Annotated in this window: 16 protein-coding genes; 7 read left to right on the forward strand and 9 right to left on the reverse strand. The window is 63.7% G+C overall.

The window, feature by feature from the left end; all coding sequences use genetic code 11:
- Positions 1-48: 48 nt before the first annotated feature.
- From J2Y63_RS13475 to J2Y63_RS13495, 5 genes are all read right to left on the reverse strand, one after another.
- Positions 49-888 carry a DeoR/GlpR family DNA-binding transcription regulator gene (locus J2Y63_RS13475; protein WP_435266479.1) on the reverse strand — a complete coding sequence of 280 codons (840 nt, stop codon included), beginning with the start codon at positions 886-888 and terminating at the stop codon, positions 49-51.
- A gap of 129 nt (positions 889-1017) precedes the next feature.
- The gene (locus J2Y63_RS13480; RefSeq protein ID WP_256119684.1) at positions 1018-1965 is read right to left on the reverse strand and encodes a D-ribose ABC transporter substrate-binding protein; all 948 of its coding nucleotides are present in this window, start codon (positions 1963-1965) and stop codon (positions 1018-1020) included.
- Positions 1966-2099: 134 nt separating this feature from the next.
- On the reverse strand, positions 2100-3140 hold the full coding sequence (locus tag J2Y63_RS13485; RefSeq protein WP_256119683.1) for an ABC transporter permease: 1041 nt from the start codon (positions 3138-3140) through the stop codon (positions 2100-2102).
- Between the two features lie 13 nt (positions 3141-3153).
- A complete protein-coding gene (locus J2Y63_RS13490) occupies positions 3154-4695 on the reverse strand; it encodes a sugar ABC transporter ATP-binding protein (protein ID WP_256119682.1) in 1542 nt (513 codons plus the stop codon).
- A complete protein-coding gene (locus tag J2Y63_RS13495) occupies positions 4692-5342 on the reverse strand; it encodes a DUF2291 family protein (RefSeq protein ID WP_435266480.1) in 651 nt (216 codons plus the stop codon). The genes J2Y63_RS13490 and J2Y63_RS13495 overlap by 4 nt, the downstream gene beginning before the upstream one ends.
- A gap of 778 nt (positions 5343-6120) precedes the next feature.
- On the opposite strand from J2Y63_RS13495, the gene J2Y63_RS13500 reads away from it, so the two are divergent.
- From J2Y63_RS13500 to J2Y63_RS13530, 7 genes are all read left to right on the forward strand, one after another.
- Positions 6121-7671: an FGGY-family carbohydrate kinase gene (locus J2Y63_RS13500; RefSeq protein WP_435266481.1), complete on the forward strand. Its 1551-nt coding sequence runs from the start codon at positions 6121-6123 to the stop codon at positions 7669-7671.
- Positions 7672-7718: 47 nt separating this feature from the next.
- Positions 7719-9230 (forward strand): glycerol-3-phosphate dehydrogenase, encoded by a 1512-nt coding sequence (locus J2Y63_RS13505; RefSeq protein ID WP_435266482.1) that lies wholly within the window; start codon positions 7719-7721, stop codon positions 9228-9230.
- 8 nt (positions 9231-9238) lie between these two features.
- Complete coding sequence (locus tag J2Y63_RS13510; RefSeq protein WP_435266483.1) at positions 9239-10174, forward strand: sugar phosphate isomerase/epimerase family protein; 936 nt, start codon at positions 9239-9241, stop codon at positions 10172-10174.
- A 72-nt stretch (positions 10175-10246) separates the two neighbouring features.
- Positions 10247-11191 carry a sugar-binding transcriptional regulator gene (locus J2Y63_RS13515; protein WP_435266484.1) on the forward strand — a complete coding sequence of 315 codons (945 nt, stop codon included), beginning with the start codon at positions 10247-10249 and terminating at the stop codon, positions 11189-11191.
- Positions 11192-11277: 86 nt separating this feature from the next.
- Positions 11278-12051: a DeoR/GlpR family DNA-binding transcription regulator gene (locus J2Y63_RS13520; protein WP_435266485.1), complete on the forward strand. Its 774-nt coding sequence runs from the start codon at positions 11278-11280 to the stop codon at positions 12049-12051.
- Complete coding sequence (locus J2Y63_RS13525; RefSeq protein WP_435266486.1) at positions 12048-12806, forward strand: triose-phosphate isomerase; 759 nt, start codon at positions 12048-12050, stop codon at positions 12804-12806. Before J2Y63_RS13520 ends, J2Y63_RS13525 begins: the two co-directional genes overlap by 4 nt.
- Positions 12807-12819: 13 nt before the next feature.
- Positions 12820-13278, forward strand: a complete 459-nt coding sequence (locus J2Y63_RS13530) for a D-erythrulose-4-phosphate isomerase (RefSeq protein WP_256119673.1) — start codon at positions 12820-12822, stop codon at positions 13276-13278.
- 62 nt (positions 13279-13340) lie between these two features.
- Here the strand turns inward: J2Y63_RS13530 and J2Y63_RS13535 are convergent, their stop codons facing one another.
- Genes J2Y63_RS13535 through J2Y63_RS13550 form a run of 4 tightly spaced genes read right to left on the reverse strand, consistent with a single transcriptional unit; the run spans position 13341 to position 16532 of the window.
- Positions 13341-14054 carry an aspartate/glutamate racemase family protein gene (locus tag J2Y63_RS13535; protein WP_435266487.1) on the reverse strand — a complete coding sequence of 238 codons (714 nt, stop codon included), beginning with the start codon at positions 14052-14054 and terminating at the stop codon, positions 13341-13343.
- A gap of 1 nt (position 14055) precedes the next feature.
- Entirely contained in the window at positions 14056-14778 is a 723-nt protein-coding gene (locus tag J2Y63_RS13540) for an ABC transporter ATP-binding protein (protein ID WP_256119671.1), read from the reverse strand.
- 3 nt (positions 14779-14781) lie between these two features.
- A complete protein-coding gene (locus tag J2Y63_RS13545; RefSeq protein ID WP_256119670.1) occupies positions 14782-15564 on the reverse strand; it encodes an ABC transporter ATP-binding protein in 783 nt (260 codons plus the stop codon).
- Positions 15561-16532: a branched-chain amino acid ABC transporter permease gene (locus J2Y63_RS13550; RefSeq protein WP_256119669.1), complete on the reverse strand. Its 972-nt coding sequence runs from the start codon at positions 16530-16532 to the stop codon at positions 15561-15563. Before J2Y63_RS13550 ends, J2Y63_RS13545 begins: the two co-directional genes overlap by 4 nt.
- Between the last annotated feature and the right edge of the window lie 3 nt (positions 16533-16535).

Raw genomic sequence — 16535 nt, forward strand, 5'->3', positions numbered from 1 at the left:
GAAGATGCAACATCGGCCGCATGGAGAAAAGGGCAAACCCGCAAACGGTCAGCCAGCGCGCTCGCCGTCCGCCACGATGACGTTGATGCCCTTGGCGCGCATGCGCGAGAGGTGGGAGATCGGGATATCCTCGTCGACGATCACCGCGTCGAACTCTTCGAGCGTCGAGAAGTGGTGGAGCGCGCGCCGCTCGAACTTGGTGTGATCGGCTAGAAGCACGCGCCGGGCAGAGCTTTCAAACATCGCCCGCTTGGTCGCCACCGTCTCCGGCGACTGGTGATAGACCACGTCGTCGACAATGGCCGAGAGCGACATGAAGACCGTATCCGCCCGTAGCCGGCGGATTTCGTTGGTGGTGATATGCCCCATGAAGGCGTTGCACCAATTGTAGAACTGCCCGCCGAGACAGATCAGGTTGACGTCATTGACGTCCTTCAATTCGTTGATGAGCACGAGCGAATTGGTGATGACCGTCAGCGGCACCTTGGCGGGAAGGAACGCCGTCATCTCATGCACGGTGGTCGCATCGTCGAGGAAGATCGCCTGGCCGGGTTCGACGAAGCTCATGGCGGCGCGGGCGATCGCCTTCTTTTCCTTCGCCTGCCTCGTCGCGCGGTAGACGTCGGAGGATTCGATGAGGCTGGTGGGCGCTGCGGACACGATGCCGCGCGTCTTGCGGAAAAGACCGCGGCTGACGAGCTCGTCGACATCGCGGTGCGCCGTCATCAGGCTGATGCCGAAACGCTCGGTCAGGTCCTCGATGCGGATGGAGCCTTCGGCGATGACCGTCTCGGCGATCATCTGGCGGCGCACGAGCTGGCGCGCATGGCGGCTGTCGCTCGGCAGCTCCTCCGAAAGCAAATTCTTGACGTCTACTTTCTTGTTCACGGGAAGACCCTGCCATGCTTCGAGGATAGCGTTTCGTATCTCGTATCGGGCGGCAAGGAAAATGCCAAGCTGGCCCCGGACGACCCGGGTGCGAAATGGGAGCGCCCCGAAAGGCGCTCCCGGTCTCGATTATTCGCTCAGGACGAAGGGAGCGGTGTACTTGTCGACATTGTCCTTGGTGATCAGCAGGCAATCGAAGAGCTGCTTTTCGGTGTCGACACCGGTGGAGCCGTTCTTGATCACGTTGTCGGCCTGCTTGACGGCAGCTTCCGAGAAGACGGCGACCGGCTGGAGCACGGTGTACTGCAGTTCGCCAGCCTTGATGGCGGCGACGGCATCCGGCGAACCGTCGAAACCGCCGACCTTCACCTGTTCCAGCTTGCCGGCTTCCTTGAGAGCGGCGATGGCACCGAGCGCCATTTCGTCATTGCCGCTGATCACGCCGATGATGTCCGGGTTTGCCTGAAGCAGCGACTGCATCTTGGCATGGCCTTTGGTGCGATCCCAGTCAGCCACTTCCTTGCCGGACTTTTCGAGATCCGGGTACTGCGTCAGGACGGTTTCGTAACCGTTCGAGCGCGTTGCGGCGTTGTTGTCGGAGGGAGCGCCGAAGAGCTCGACATACTTGCCCTTGTCGCCGACCGCTTCGACCCACTGCTGGGCACCAAGCGCTGCGCCCTGGGCGTTGTTCGAAACGAGCTGCGCCTTGGCGAGGCCTTCCTGGTTGATCTCGGCATTGACGAGGATGACCGGGATGCCGGCCGCAACGGCCTTCTTGACCGCGCCGACCGAACCATCGGCATTGGCCGGGTCGAGAATGATCGCGACCGACTTGTTGGTGATCGCGGTGTCGATCAGGTTGCTTTCGGTGTTGGTGTCACCCTTGTGGGCACCGACATTGGCCGTGTAGCCAAGGCTTTCGGCCGTCTTCTTGGCGACTTCGCCTTCCGTGAACCAGTAGGGGTTCGACGGATCGTTGACGATGACGGTGATCAGGCCTTCGGCCCAGGCGGTGCTGAACAGCAGCGGCAGAGCGGCAGTTGCTGCGAAGAGTACACGCATACCTTTTTTGAACATGGTCTCACTCCCTTTGTTGAGGCCGGCCCTTTGTCGAGCCCGGTTGCGCCGATTATCGGCAATACTTTCCGCTGCCAGGCCGATCATCGATCCACCTCTCCCGGTCGCGGTCGGTTCCAGTCAGCCGTCGCTCCTTAGCGGCGGCCGTATTTCAGGCTGTTGAGCAGGACGGCGGTGACGATCACGGCGCCGGTGAAAACCGTCTGCCAGTAGGCCGAGACACCGATGATCACGAGACCGTCCGACAGGAAGCCGATGACGAAGGCGCCGAGCATCGTGCCGATCACCGTGCCGCGACCGCCGGTCAGCGCCGCGCCACCGATGACGACGGCGGCAATCGCCGTCAGCTCGTAGGTGGTTCCGGCCGTGGGGCCTGCGGAGGTGAGCTGCGAGGAGAGCACGAGGCCAGCAACGGCCGCGCAGATGCCTGACAGCACATAGACGGCGATCTTCACGCGCTTCACCGGCACACCGGAAAGTTCCGCCGCGCGCTCGTTGCCGCCCGACGAGTAGAGCCACCGGCCGAAGGCCGTGCGGGCAAGCAGGATGTGGCAGGCGACGGCGAAGACGAGGAGCACGAGCACGCCGATCGGCACGCCGGCCAGCCGGTTGAAGCCGAGCCAGTCGAAGCCGGTGTTGCCAAGCTCCGGGCGGCCGCCGAGATTGTTGTAGGTGAGGCCGTTGGTCATGAGCAGCGCGATGCCGCGGGCGACATAGAGCACGCCGAGCGTCGCGACGAAGGCGGGGACGCGCAGATAGGCGATCAGCACACCATTGACCGCGCCGACGACAGCGCCGAGCAGGCAGGTGAGCACGACCACCACCCAGACCGACGGATAGAGGATGACGCCGATCTGCGGGATCGTCACGCCCTGCATGAGGAAGCCCGCGACCACACCGGCAAGGCCGAGCGTCGAGCCGACCGACAGATCGATGCCGCCATTCAGGATGACGAGCAGCATGCCGATCGCCAAGAGGCCGAAGATCGCCACATGCGAGGCCATGATCAGGAAGTTGCTGACCGTCAGGTAATTCGGCGACATGGCCGAGAAGACCACGATGATGGCGATGAGGGCGAAGAAGGCGCGGCCTTCGAACAGAAGCTCGACAAAGCCCTTCTTGCGCTTGCCGCCGCGAACCGCTGCCTTTGTGTCGATTGCAGGTGTGACTGACATTGCTTCAGCGCTCCTAATGGGCATGCACGGCTTCGCCAGAGGCGGCCATGATCTGTTCCTTGGTCACATCAGGACCGAATTCTGCGGAGATGCGGCCGCGCCGCATGACGAGGATGCGGTGCGCGATGCTCAGGCACTCGCCGACCTCGGAGGTGGTGTAGACGACGGCAAGCCCTTGCCTTGCGCGCTCGGCGAGAAGCTTGAAGACTTCCGCCTTGGCGCCAATATCGATGCCGCGGCTCGGCTCGTCGAGCAGGATGACTTCGGGATCGGTCGCCAGCATCTTGCCGATGACCACCTTCTGCTGGTTGCCGCCGGAGAGCGAGCCGATCGGCGCGCCGCCGCCATCCGTCTTGATATGCACCTTGCGGATCGCCTCGCCGACCAGCCCCGCCTCGCGCGACGTGGAGGTGAAGAGGCGGCGCGTGAAGGCGCCGATGCTGGCAAGCGAAAGGTTGCGGCCGACCGTCATGGTCTGCACGAGGCCGTCGCGCTGCCGGTCTTCCGGCACCAGAACGAGGCCATCGCGAATGCAGCTGGCAATCGACTGCCCGGTAACGTCCCGGCCCTTCAGCACGACCTTGCCGGCAGATGCCTTCAGGCGGCCGGCAACCGCTTCGAGCAGTTCCGTGCGCCCTGCGCCCATCAGGCCATAGATGCAGACGATCTCGCCGGCGCGCACCGAGAGCGACAGCCCGTCCACCACCGAATAGCCGGCGCCCGCCGGATCCGGCACGGTGATGCCCTCGATCGACAGCGCGACATCGCCCTTCTCGTAGCCGGTCGGCGGCGAGCCGAGGTCGAAATTGTCGCCGACCATGTGGCGCACGATCCATTCGAGATCGATGTCCTTGCGCTCGGCATAGGCCGTCATCGCGCCGTCGCGCAGCACCACCGCATGGTGGGTGATCTGCAAGGCCTCTTCCAGATGATGCGAGATATAGACGATCGATACGCCGCGGCCCGTGAGGTCGCGGATGACCTTGAACAGCACTTCCACTTCCGTGGCCGACAGCGCCGAGGTCGGCTCGTCCATGATCAGGATGCGCGAATTGACCGAAAGGGCGCGCGCAATCTCGACGATCTGCTGCTGGCCGAGGCGCAGGTCCTCGACGGGGGTCAGCGGATCGATATTCTCTTCCAATTCAGCCATCAGGAGGCGCGTCTGGCGCTCTTCTTCCGCGAAGTCCACGCCCGTCGCCGTCATGATCTCGCGACCCATGAAGATGTTGTCGCGCACGTTCATGTTGGGAGCGAGGCTCAGCTCCTGATGGATGATGGAGATACCGCGATCACGTGCTTGGGAGGATGACGCGAAAACGATTGGCTCTCCATCTAGGACGATCTCGCCGGAAGTGGGCTGCACCACGCCGGAGAGAATTTTCATCAGCGTCGACTTGCCGGCGCCGTTCTCGCCGAACAGCGTCGTCACCTGGCCGCGGTGAATGTCGAAGTTCACGCCCTTGAGGGCATGGATATTGCCATAGGCCTTCGCCACGTTGCGCGCGGCGAGAACGACTTCACCCTTCTGATACGAGCCATCGAGCGCACTCATTGGACGTCGATCCTCACGGGGGTGACGATCCAGCTCTTCGGATTGACGAGCTTGAAGACGCCGATGACCGTCACGGTCTTGCCGGTGAGCGCCGCCGGATCGAGGCTGCCGAGCACGACCTTCTTGACCTCGTTGTTGATGGCCGAGCCGGCATCCTGGTATTCGATCTGGTTCTTGAACTGGCCGAATTCGATCTGGCCCGTCGCATCCCGCAGGTCTGTGCCGTTCAGCGCCGGGCCGGTCTGCACGCGCAGCGTCAGCTCGGCGGGAAGGCCCTCGACGGCGACCACGTTGTAGTTCGCCTTGCGCTCGCCGACGACGCCGGTAAACTTGACCGGGAAGACCGGGCCGACGGAGGTCGCCACACCGTATTTTTCGCCCGCCGCCTTCTTGTCGGCGGTGATCGCCTGCGCCAGTTCCGCGGCCTCGACGGCGCGCGTCTCGACGCTCTGCTTGATCAGCGGGAACTGCTCGGTTCCGAACGCTTCTGGCGAGAACCGCTGCACCTGCACGTCCCTTTCGGAACCGATCTGCACGATCGTCGTGTCGAGCGCCATGGCCACGACCAGCGCGACGACGGCGACGCCACCGATCCAGCGATAGCTTTTCGCGGGCTGGGGCGATTTGGAAATCGTGGTGTCAGTCATGTCGATTGGCCTTGGATGGGATGGACGGTTTCAGCGGGGATGCCGGCGACAGGCCGATGACATAGGCAGGCCCTCGGGTGGACGCGCAGCGCAGCGCCCAGGCATCGCTCTCTTCCGTAAAGACCATGTCATGATGACCTCCCCATGAACGGCGCCGGCCAGGTCTCCTCACCCGCCTTGCGCTGCATTGCACACATCTTCGCAGTTGCGATATCTGCATGTTATATGTCGCAGTGTATATGTTAAATTAACACAGCCTGTCAATTGGGCTTTTTCGCTTAGGCTTCGATCATATGCTCACTATTTCGTCATAAAAAGGCGAACCAGCGCATTGAAATGAACGCCCGGTGCAGAGGCTCACTGTACGCGAAACACTCCAACGAACCGAAAGATAAGTGGAACAACTATCAGGTTTTATTAGATAAAAATCTGAATTTCATTACGATTGAAGCACCATTCCGCCAAGCGCAGCGACGGTTGGCGACGGCAGCGCCCGACGAAAGAAGCCACCAGGCGCTCTTATTTCCTCCCTCTATCATACCTGAAAAAAAATTCTTGGTGCGCAAAATTTTACGAGACATAAGGTATCTTTGTGTTATGTTCGTTATGAGGTCCGGGAGGCCCGTGGTAAATCCTCTGAAACAGGTCGCAGGACCTCTGCTCTGCGGTACAAAGGGACCACGCGCACTTTCGCGAGAGAATTTCGGGAGGAAATCATGCTCTGTTTCGGGTCAGGCGAAGCGACGTGCGTCGTCGTGCGGTCCGTGGAGCAACAGGCATGACTGAACGCGCAGACCTCATCATCGGCATCGACGCCGGCACCTCCGTCATGAAGGCCGTCGCCTTCACGCTCGCCGGCCGCCAGGTCGCCAGCGCCTCCGTGCGCAACACCTATACCACCGGCGATGACGGCTCGGTCACGCAATCCCTCGACCAGACATGGCTCGACTGCACGCGCGCCTTGCGCGGGCTCGCTGACAAGGTCGAAGGCCTCGCCGAGCGCACCGCCGCGATCGCCATCACCGCCCAGGGCGACGGCACCTGGCTCGTCGGCGCCGGCAACCGTCCGGCCGGCGACGCCTGGCTGTGGCTCGATGCCCGTGCGGCACCCACCGTCGAACGGCTGGCCGCGACCGAGGCCGACCGCGCACGGTTCGAGGCGACCGGTACGGGCCTCAACACCTGCCAGCAGGGCACACAGCTCGCCCATATGGACCGTTATTTCCCGGAGCTGCTGGCCGGCGCCGAGACGGCGATGCACTGCAAGGACTGGCTCTACCTGAACCTGACCGGCATCCGCGCCACCGACCCTTCCGAAGTGAGCTTCACCTTCGGCAATTTCCGCACCCGTTGTTATGACAGCGACGTGCTGGCCGCCCTCGGCCTGACGCACCGCCGCGCCCTGCTGCCGGAGGTGATCGAAGGCACGGAGACTACGCATCCGCTGACGGCGGAAGCCGCAGCCGCCTCGGGACTGAAAGCCGGCACGCCCGTCTGCCTCGGCTATGTCGATATGTGCATGACGGCGCTCGGCGCCGGCGTGCGCAGCGAAGGCCGCAACGCCGCCTGCTCCGCCATCGGCTCGACCGGCGTGCACCTCCTCGCCAAATCCGTCTCCGAGGTCGTGCTGAATGCCGAGCGCACCGGCTATGTCATTGCGCTCCCCATCCCGGGCGTCGTCACCCAGGTGCAGACGAACATGGGTGCCACGATCAACCTCGACTGGCTGCTCCAGCTTGGCGCCGACCTTCTTGGCGAGTTCGGCGTCACCGTCAGCCTCAACGAGATGATTGCGCGCGTCGATCCGTGGTTTGCCGCAAGCAAGCCGGGCAACATTCTCTACCACCCCTATATTTCCGAGGCCGGCGAGCGCGGCCCCTTCGTCAATGCGCGGGCGCGCGCCAACTTCACCGGCCTTGCCAGCCGCCACCGCTATCCGGACCTCGTGCGCGCCGTCGTCGAGGGCCTCGGCATGGCAACGCGCGATTGTTACGCGGCGATGGGCACCCTTCCGCCGGAGCTTCGTGTCAGCGGTGGCGCCGCCCGCTCGGCGGCGCTGCGCAGCACGCTGGGTGCTGCCCTTGGTGCGCCCGTCCGCATGAGCCTTCGCGAGGAGGCGGGTGCGGCCGGCGCCTCGATGATGGCCGCGGTCGCCATCGGCGCCTACCGCACCATGGACGATTGCATCGCCGACTGGGTGACCCCCGAGCTCGGCGAGGCTGAAAAGCCGAAAGCCGAAGACACCGAACGCATGACGCGCCTCTTTGCCGCCTATGCTGATGTCCGCCGGGGCATCGCGCCCGCCTGGGACATCTTGGCCGCGCGCTGACACGAATGACGATTGCGCCTTCCCAAGGGGTGCCGAAGGAGACTTTGATGAACGAGCCCGAGCTTATTGACCTCTTCGTGATCGGCGGCGGCATCAACGGCGCCGGCATCGCGCGCGATGCGGCGGGCCGCGGCCTTTCCGTCGTCCTCAGCGAAAAGGACGATCTGGCGGAAGGCACCTCCTCGCGCTCCGGCAAGCTGGTGCATGGCGGCCTGCGCTACCTCGAATATTACGAATTCCGGCTGGTGCGCGAGGCGCTGATCGAGCGCGAGGTGCTGCTCAACGCAGCACCGCACATCATCTGGCCGATGCGCTTCGTGCTGCCACACAGCCCGGAGGATCGCCCGGCCTGGCTGGTGCGGCTGGGCCTGTTCCTCTACGACCATCTCGGCGGCCGCAGGAAGCTGCCCGGCACCCGCACGCTGAACCTCGCCCGCGACCCGGAAGGCACGCCGATCCTCGATCAATATGCCCGCGGCTTCGAATATTCCGATTGCTGGGTGGACGACGCGCGTCTCGTGACCCTGAACGCCGTGGGTGCTGCGGAAAAAGGCGCCGTGGTGCTGACCCGCTCGCCCACCGTCTCCGCCCGCCGCGAGAATGGCGCCTGGAGCGTCACCACAAATAACAGCGTGACGGGCGAAACCCGCACCTTCCGCGCCAAGTGCCTCGTCAACTGCGCCGGCCCCTGGGTCTCCGACGTCATCAACCGCGTCGCCGGCTCCAACTCCAGCCGCAACGTGCGCCTCGTCAAGGGCAGCCACATCATCGTTCCGAAATTCTGGGCGGGCGCGAATGCCTACCTGGTGCAGAACCACGACAAGCGCGTCATCTTCATCAACCCCTATGAGGGCGACAAGGCGCTGATCGGCACCACGGATATCGCTTACGAAGGCCGCGCCGAGGATGTCTCCGCCGACGAGACGGAAATCGACTACCTGCTCAAGGCGGTGAACCGCTATTTCAAGGAAAAGCTGCGCCGGCAGGATGTGCTGCATTCCTTCTCCGGCGTGCGCCCGCTGTTCGACGACGGCAAGGGCAACCCTTCCGCCGTCACCCGCGACTATGTCTTCGACCTCGACGAGACCGGCGGCGCGCCGCTGCTCAACGTCTTCGGCGGCAAGATTACAACCTTCCGCGAGCTTGCCGAACGCGGCCTGCATCGCCTCAAGCACATCTTCCCGAACATGGGCGGCGACTGGACGGAAAAGGCGCCGCTTCCTGGCGGCGACATGCCTGGAGCCGACTACGAAACCTTCGCCAACAGCCTGCGCGACACCTATCCCTGGATGCCGCGCAAGCTGGTGCACCACTACGGTCGCCTCTATGGCACGCGGGCAAAGAATGTCGTTGCCGGCGCCACCAGTCTTGAAGGCCTCGGCCGGCATTTCGGCGGGCAGTTCTACGAGGCGGAAGCGCGCTATCTCGTTGCGACCGAATGGGCGCAGAGGGCCGAGGACATCCTCTACCGCCGCACCAAACATTACCTGCACCTGACGGAAGCCGAGCGTGCGGCCTTCGCCGACTGGTTCCATTCCGCCCGCCTTGCCGCCGCCTGAGGACGACCATGCCGCTGACGCTTTCGCTCAACACCAATCCGCTGGTCAACCGCTTCGCCGATCCCGACGACCTGATCGAGACGGTCGCGCGCGACCTGCGCCTGCGCGATCTCCAGTTGACGCATGAATTCATCAACCCGAGCTGGAACGCTTCGACGATCCGCCGGCTGACGCGGCAGATGGACAGGGCGCTCCAGCGCACCGGCGTGCGCGTGACCTCCGGCATGACCGGCCCTTACGGCCGGCTCAACCATTTCGGCCACCCGGATGCGGATGTGCGGCGCTACTATATCGACTGGTTCAAGACCTTTGCCGACATCATCGGCGATCTCGGCGGCACCTCCGTCGGCACCCAGTTTGCCATCTTCACCTACAAGGACTTCGATGATCCGGCGCGCCGCGAGGAACTGATCCGGATCGCCATCGACTGCTGGGCCGAAGTCGCCGAGCATGCGAAAGGCGCCGGGCTTTCCTATGTCTTCTGGGAGCCGATGAGCATCGGCCGGGAATTCGGCGAGACCATTGCCGAATGCGTGAAGCTTCAGGATCGCCTCACCGCCGCGGACATGGCGATCCCCATGTGGATGATGGCCGATATCGACCATGGCGACGTGACCTCCAGCAACCCGGACGATTTCGACCCCTATGCCTGGGCGCGCGCGGTGCCGAAAATCTCGCCAATCATCCACATCAAGCAGAGCCTGATGGACAAGGGTGGCCACCGGCCGTTCACCGCCGAATTCAACGCAAGGGGCCGCATCCAGCCGGAACCACTGCTCAAGGCCTTTGCGGAGGGTGGCGCGGTGGACAACGAAATCTGCCTGGAACTCTCCTTCAAGGAGCGTGAGCCGAACGACCGGGAGGTCATTCCGCAGATCGCCGAAAGCATCGCCTTCTGGGCACCCCATATCGATACCGGCGTTTCCGATCTCAAGCTGGGCTGACCGTCCGACGGCCACTTGCTAAGACGGACCTGAAAACCGCTTCCGGTTGCAAAGCAAGGCAGGACATCGCTGATGACCGACAATGAAGACTCCCTCGCCGTCCGCGCCGCCTGGCTGCACTATGTCGGCGGGTTCACCCAGTCCGCCGTCGCCAAGCGCTTAGGGATTCCCTCGGTAAAGGCGCACCGGCTGATCGCGCGCGCGGTCGCCGAAGGCGTGGTGAAAGTCAGCATCGACGGCGACATCGCGGAATGCGCCAACCTGGAGGTCGCGCTTTCCACCCGCTACGGGCTCGACTATTGCGAAGTGTCGCCCGATATCGACGACGACCCGCTGGCGCTGACGACGCTCGGCCAGGCGGGCGCGAATTTCCTGCGGCGCGAGATCGAGCGCGGCGAGGCGTCCGTCATCGGCCTCGGCCATGGCCGCACGCTCTCGGCCGCCGTGCGCCACCTGCCGCGCATCAGCGCGAGCGGCACGCGCTTCGTCTCGCTGCTCGGCGGCCTCACCCGTAACTACGCCGCCAACCCCTATGACGTCATGCATCGCCTCGCCGAAAAGACCGGCACGCAGGCCTATGTCATGCCCGTGCCGTTCTTCGCCAATACGGAGGAGGATCGCGAGGTGCTGCTCTCCCAGCGCGGCGTCAGCGAAGTGTTCGACCTTGCCCGCAGCGCCGATCTCAAGATTGTCGGCATCGGCACCGTCGACAACCAGGCGCATCTCGTGAAATCCGGCATGTTGCAGGCGGATGAACTGGAGGAGATCGCCAGCCTCGGCGGCGTCGGCGAACTGCTCGGCCATTTCTTCGACAACCGGGGCCGCATCCTACAGACGTCGGTGACCGCGAGAACGCTTTCCGCATCCTTCTCCGAGAACGGCAAGGACCGGATCGTCGCCATTGCCGGCGGCCCGGTGAAGACGGAGGCCATCCGCGCCGTGCTTCACAGCAACAAGCTCTACGGGCTGATCACGGACGAGCGCACGGCGCACGCATTGTTACAAGGCACCCCATAAGAAAATCACAAAATCACAAAATCTGTGTTATATTCTGCAAATAATGGTGTTATAGACCTCTCCACGGCGTGAGGATGGAGAACGCGGTGAAACGGGAAGAGCGCAGGCAGGAGATCATCAACCTTCTGGTCGAAAGCCGGTCCGTCGAACTCGACGACATGGCGGCACGCTTCGGCGTCTCCAAGATGACCATCCACCGCGACCTCGACGATCTGGAGCGCGCCGGCGTGCTGCGCAAGGTGCGTGGCGGTGCGACGATCGATGCCGGCACCCAGTTCGAGAGCGATTTCCGGTTCCGCGAATTGCAGGAGGCCGACGTCAAGCGCGCGCTAGCAGAGGCCGCCGCGGAGCTGTTCGAGCCCGGCATGACCGTCATGATCAACGACGGCTCGATGGCCTCCGTGCTCGGCGACGTGCTGGCCGGCAAAAAGCCGATCACGCTCATAACGAACAATGCGGCGATCATGGAGCGCCAGAAGGGCGTTTCCGGGGTGACACTGATCGGCCTCGGAGGCGTCTATTCGGCAAAGTTCAATGCCTATTTCGGCATCGTCACGGAAGAGGCGCTGTCGCGCCTGCGCGCCGACATCGCCTTCGTTTCGGCCCCCGCCGCTTCCGGCCGGCTCGCCTATCACATGGACGAGGCGGTGGTACGCGCCAAGCGGGCGATGATGACCGCCAGCCGCCAGACCTGCCTCCTGATCAACAGCCGCCGCTTCGGCCATACGGCGCTGCATGTGCTGGCCGATCTCACGGAATTCGACACGGTCATTTCAGACAAACCCCTGCCCCACGATACCGCCGCCGAACTCGGCGGCGGCAAGACCGTGGTGACGATTGCCAAGGAGACAACGACATGACGTTCTGGGTTGGCACCAGTTGGAAGATGAACAAGACGCTCGCGGAGGCGAAGCATTTTGCTGAAGGCCTCGCTGCCGCGGATGGCGACCGCGACCCGCGCATCCAGCGCTTCATCATCCCGCCGTTTACCGCCGTGCGTGAGGTGAAGGCGATGCTCCAAAACACCTCCGTCAAGGTCGGTGCGCAGAACATGCATTGGGCCGACGAAGGCGCGTGGACGGGCGAAGTCTCGCCGGTGATGCTGAAGGATTGTGGCCTCGATATCGTCGAACTCGGCCATTCCGAGCGCCGCGAACATTTTGGCGAGACGGACGAGACGGTCGGCCTCAAGACGGAGGCCGCCGTGCGCCACGGCCTCGTGCCGCTGATCTGCATCGGCGAAACGCTCGCCGACCGTGAAGGCGGCCATGCGACCGAGGTGCTGGCGCAACAGGTGCGCGGCGCCCTTGCGCGGCTCGACAGCACGCAGAAACAGGCGGAAATCCTGCTCGCCTATGAGCCCGTCTGGGCGATCGGCGAAAAGGGCATTCCGGCGACGGCGGATTATGCGGATGCGCGTCACGCCGAAATCGCCGAGGTGGCGGAAAGCGTTCTCGGCCGCCGCATTCCCTGCCTCTATGGCGGCTCGGTCAACCCGCAGAACTGCGAGGAGCTGATCGCCTGCCCGAACATCGACGGGCTTTTCATCGGCCGCTCAGCCTGGAAGGTTGAAGGCTATCTCGACATCCTGGCGCGCTGCGCTTCCACGATCTGAAAGGAGATTTTCCATGAAACTCGCTATTGCCGGTGACAGCGCAGGCGAAGGCCTCGCCAAGGTTCTCGCCGATCACCTGAAGGACCGCCACGACGTGCACGAAGTCTCGCGCACCGATGCCGGCCCGGATGCGTTCTACGCCACCCTCTCCGACCGCGTCGCCTCGGCCGTCATCGCCGGCGAATATGACCGCGCGATCCTCGTCTGCGGCACCGGCATCGGCGTCTGCATCTCCGCTAACAAGGTGCCGGGCATCCGCGCAGCGCTGACGCACGACACCTATTCGGCCGAGCGCGCCGCCCTCTCCAACAATGCGCAGATCATCACCATGGGCGCCCGCGTCATCGGCACGGAGCTCGCCAAGGCGATCGCCGACGCCTACCTCGCCCAGACATTTGACGAAAACGGCCGCTCGGCCGGCAACGTCCAGGCGATCAACGAGGTCGATGCCAAGTACAACGCGGGCAAGTAAGCCCGGCGCACGAAGCGGAATGCGATCACCCGATCGCGTTCCGCTCTTCGCGTAAGTTTCGACTAACCGAGAGCCGCCTCGAGCTTGCTGGCCGGCGGCGGCGCATAGCCGCCAAGTCGGGATGTGCGCATGTTGAGGCCGGCCATGGCCTCGGCAAGCTTCACCGCGCAGGTGACGCCATCGAGCACCGGCAGGCCGTGTTCCTGCGCAAGGTCGTTTGCCAGGCCCGCCATGCCGGCGCAGCCGAGCACGATGGCCTCTGCCCGGTCCTCGCTGACGGCAAGGCCGATCTCGGCACTGATCTTCTGGCGCGCATTGGAGCCTGGCTGCTCCAACTCCAGCACCGCCACTTCCGAGGACCGCACCCTGGCGCAACGAACCGAAAGGCCGTAGCGCGAGAGATTGTGCTCCAGCGCCGGCACGGAGCGTGCCAGCGTCGTCACCACGGAAAACTTGTTCGAGATCATCGAGGCGAAGTGATAGGCCGCCTCGCCGATGCCGATGACCGGGCGGTCGGTGAGGCAGCGCGCCGCATCGAGCCCGGTATCGTCGAAACAGGCGATGACCACGGCGTCGCAATCCGGGTTGCTGCGGATGGTGGAAAGCAGGCCGGCGAGGCTCATCGCCTCGTCGAAATAGCCCTCGATCGAGACCGGGCCGTGCGCCGGGTTGACGGCAACGATCTCGGTGCCGGGGGAAGCGGCGTTGCGCGCCGCCACCCCGATATGCGCCGTCATCGATGCGGTCGTGTTGGGGTTGATGACGAGGATTTTCATGTCAGAGTTCGCCTCCGAGGTAGGCAGCCTTGATGCGGTCGTCGTTCATCAGGTCCTTGGAATTGCCTGACAGCGCGATCGACCCGGTGGAAAGCGCATAGGCGCGGTTGGAGATGGAGAGCGCCATGCGGCTGTTCTGCTCGACAAGCAGGATGGAGACCTTCTCGTCGCGGCTGATGGCGACGATAGCGCGCGCAATGTCCTGCACGAGCTTCGGCGCGATGCCGAGCGAGGGCTCGTCCAGAAGCAGGAGTTTCGGGCGGGCCATCAGCGCCCGGCCGATCACCATCATCTGCTGCTCGCCGCCCGACATGGTGCTCGCCTGCTGGTGATAGCGTTCGCGCAGGCGGGGGAAACGCGTCAGCACGTTTTCCAAGGTCTGCTCGATTTCCGCCTTATCCGAGCGGGTAAAGGCGCCCATCAGCAGGTTGTCCTTCACCGACATCAGCGGGAAGGCACGCCGACCCTCGGGAACCATGGAGATGCCCTTGCGCACGACATCGGCAGCGGATGTGCCGTCGAGCCGCTCGCCCTGGTAGAGGATCTGGCCGGACTTGATGCCCCGAAGGCCGGTGATCGCCCGCAGGATCGAGGATTTTCCCGCCCCGTTCGCGCCGATCAGCGCGACCGTTTCGCCTTCCGCGACATCGATGGAGACGCCCTTCAGCGCGTAGATGTGGTCGTAGTAAAGCTCGACATTCTCAACACTCAAGATCTTGGTCATGGCTTACATCCCGATCGCAGCATCTTCGGAACCGAGATAGGCTTCGATCACCTTCTCGTTCTCGCGGATTTCCTGGGGCGTGCCTTCGGCGATCTTCTGCCCGAAGTTGATGCACACGATGCGGTCGCTGATCTTCATCACCGCGGGCATGTCGTGCTCCACGAGGAGAACGGTGACGCCACGCTCGTCGCGAAGCCGGCGAACAAGGCCCACCATCTTCATCGTCTCGTCGTGGTTCATGCCGGCGAAGGGTTCGTCGAGCAGGATGACCTTCGGATCGGTGGCAAGGCCGATGGCCATGCCGAGCGCGCGCAGGTGCCCCTGCGGCAGGTTGGAGGCGAGCTCGTTGCGGATCGCCTGGAGCCCGAGGAAGTCGACGATGTCGTCTGCCGAGGAGGCGAAGGCCGCCTCGTCTTCCTTCGCCTGTTTCGTGCCGAGGAAGAAGCCGAAGAGGCTCGCCTTGGACCGAAGGTGATGGGAGACGATGATGTTCTCGCGCACCGTCATGGAGCGGAAGATCGTCGTTTCCTGGAAGGTACGCACGACCCCCATCTGCGCGACTTTGTGCGGCGCGAGGCTGGAGATGCGCCCGCCGTTGAAGAGCACCTCGCCGGAGGTCGCCGGCACGAAGGAGGAGATCAGCTTGAACAGCGTCGACTTGCCGGCGCCGTTCGGACCGATCACCGAGAGGATCTCTCCCGCCTTCACGTCGAAGGAAACATCGTTAACCGCGGTGAGGCCGCCATAGCGCTTGGTGATGTTCTTGATTTGCAGGATGGGTGTCATCTGCTGCCCTCCTTCTTGTCGAGAAGACTCAAGACACCGTTCGGCAGGACCAGCATGAGCAGGATCATGACGCCGGAGTAGATGAGGAGCTGGTATTCGCGGGCGATCGACAGCAGGTCCCAGCCGAAGTAAAGGAGCAGCGTGCCGAGCATCGGGCCGAAGACATAACCGAGGCCGCCGAGGAAGCAGTAGAGCATGAAGTTCACGCTATCGGCGACCACGAAGGAAGACGGATAGATCGACTGCGCGATCGAGGCGAACATGGCGCCCGCAATGCCGCCGAAGAACGAGGAGATCGCATAGGCGAGCACCCGGAGATAGGCGGTGTTGACGCCGATCGAGGCCGACAGTTCCTCGTTCTGCTGGAGGCTGCGGCAGAGATGCCCGAGCCGCGAGTTCACGATGCGCCAGAGCACCAGGTAGGTGATGATCATCAGGAGCACGGCCATGATGTAGAAGCCGAAGCGCGGATTGGACAGCGTGCCGAAGGCCGGGATGATCGTGAGGCCGAAGATCGACAGTTCGCCGGGCAGCGGGATGGAGGTGATGCCCTTCGCGCCGTTGGTGATGGGAAGGGCGAGTGCCGTGAGGCGCGCGACCTCGGTCAAAACCAGCGTGACCATGGCGAAGTAGACGCCGCGGAGCCTGAGGATCGGGAAGCCGATCGCCACCGAAATGATGGCGCAGAACAGGCCCGCCAGCGGCAGCGTCAACCAGAAGGAGACGTTTGCCTGGGTGACGAGGATGGTCGAAACATAGCCGCCGATCAGGGCATAGGCGCCCTGGCCGATATTGATGCGGCCGATATAGAAGGTGAGCCAGACGCCGGCAGCACCGACGGAAAGCAGCGCGACCGAGGTCAGCGTGTAGAAGAAGTCCCAGCGTCCGGTCGCGCTGATGAACAGCGGCACCAGCACGAATACGACGACGAGGAAGGCGATAAAGCCAAGGAGTTTTTTACCGATCATCGC

Source organism: Shinella sp. BE166 (assembly GCF_051201095.1).
Lineage (GTDB): Bacteria > Pseudomonadota > Alphaproteobacteria > Rhizobiales > Rhizobiaceae > Shinella > Shinella lacus.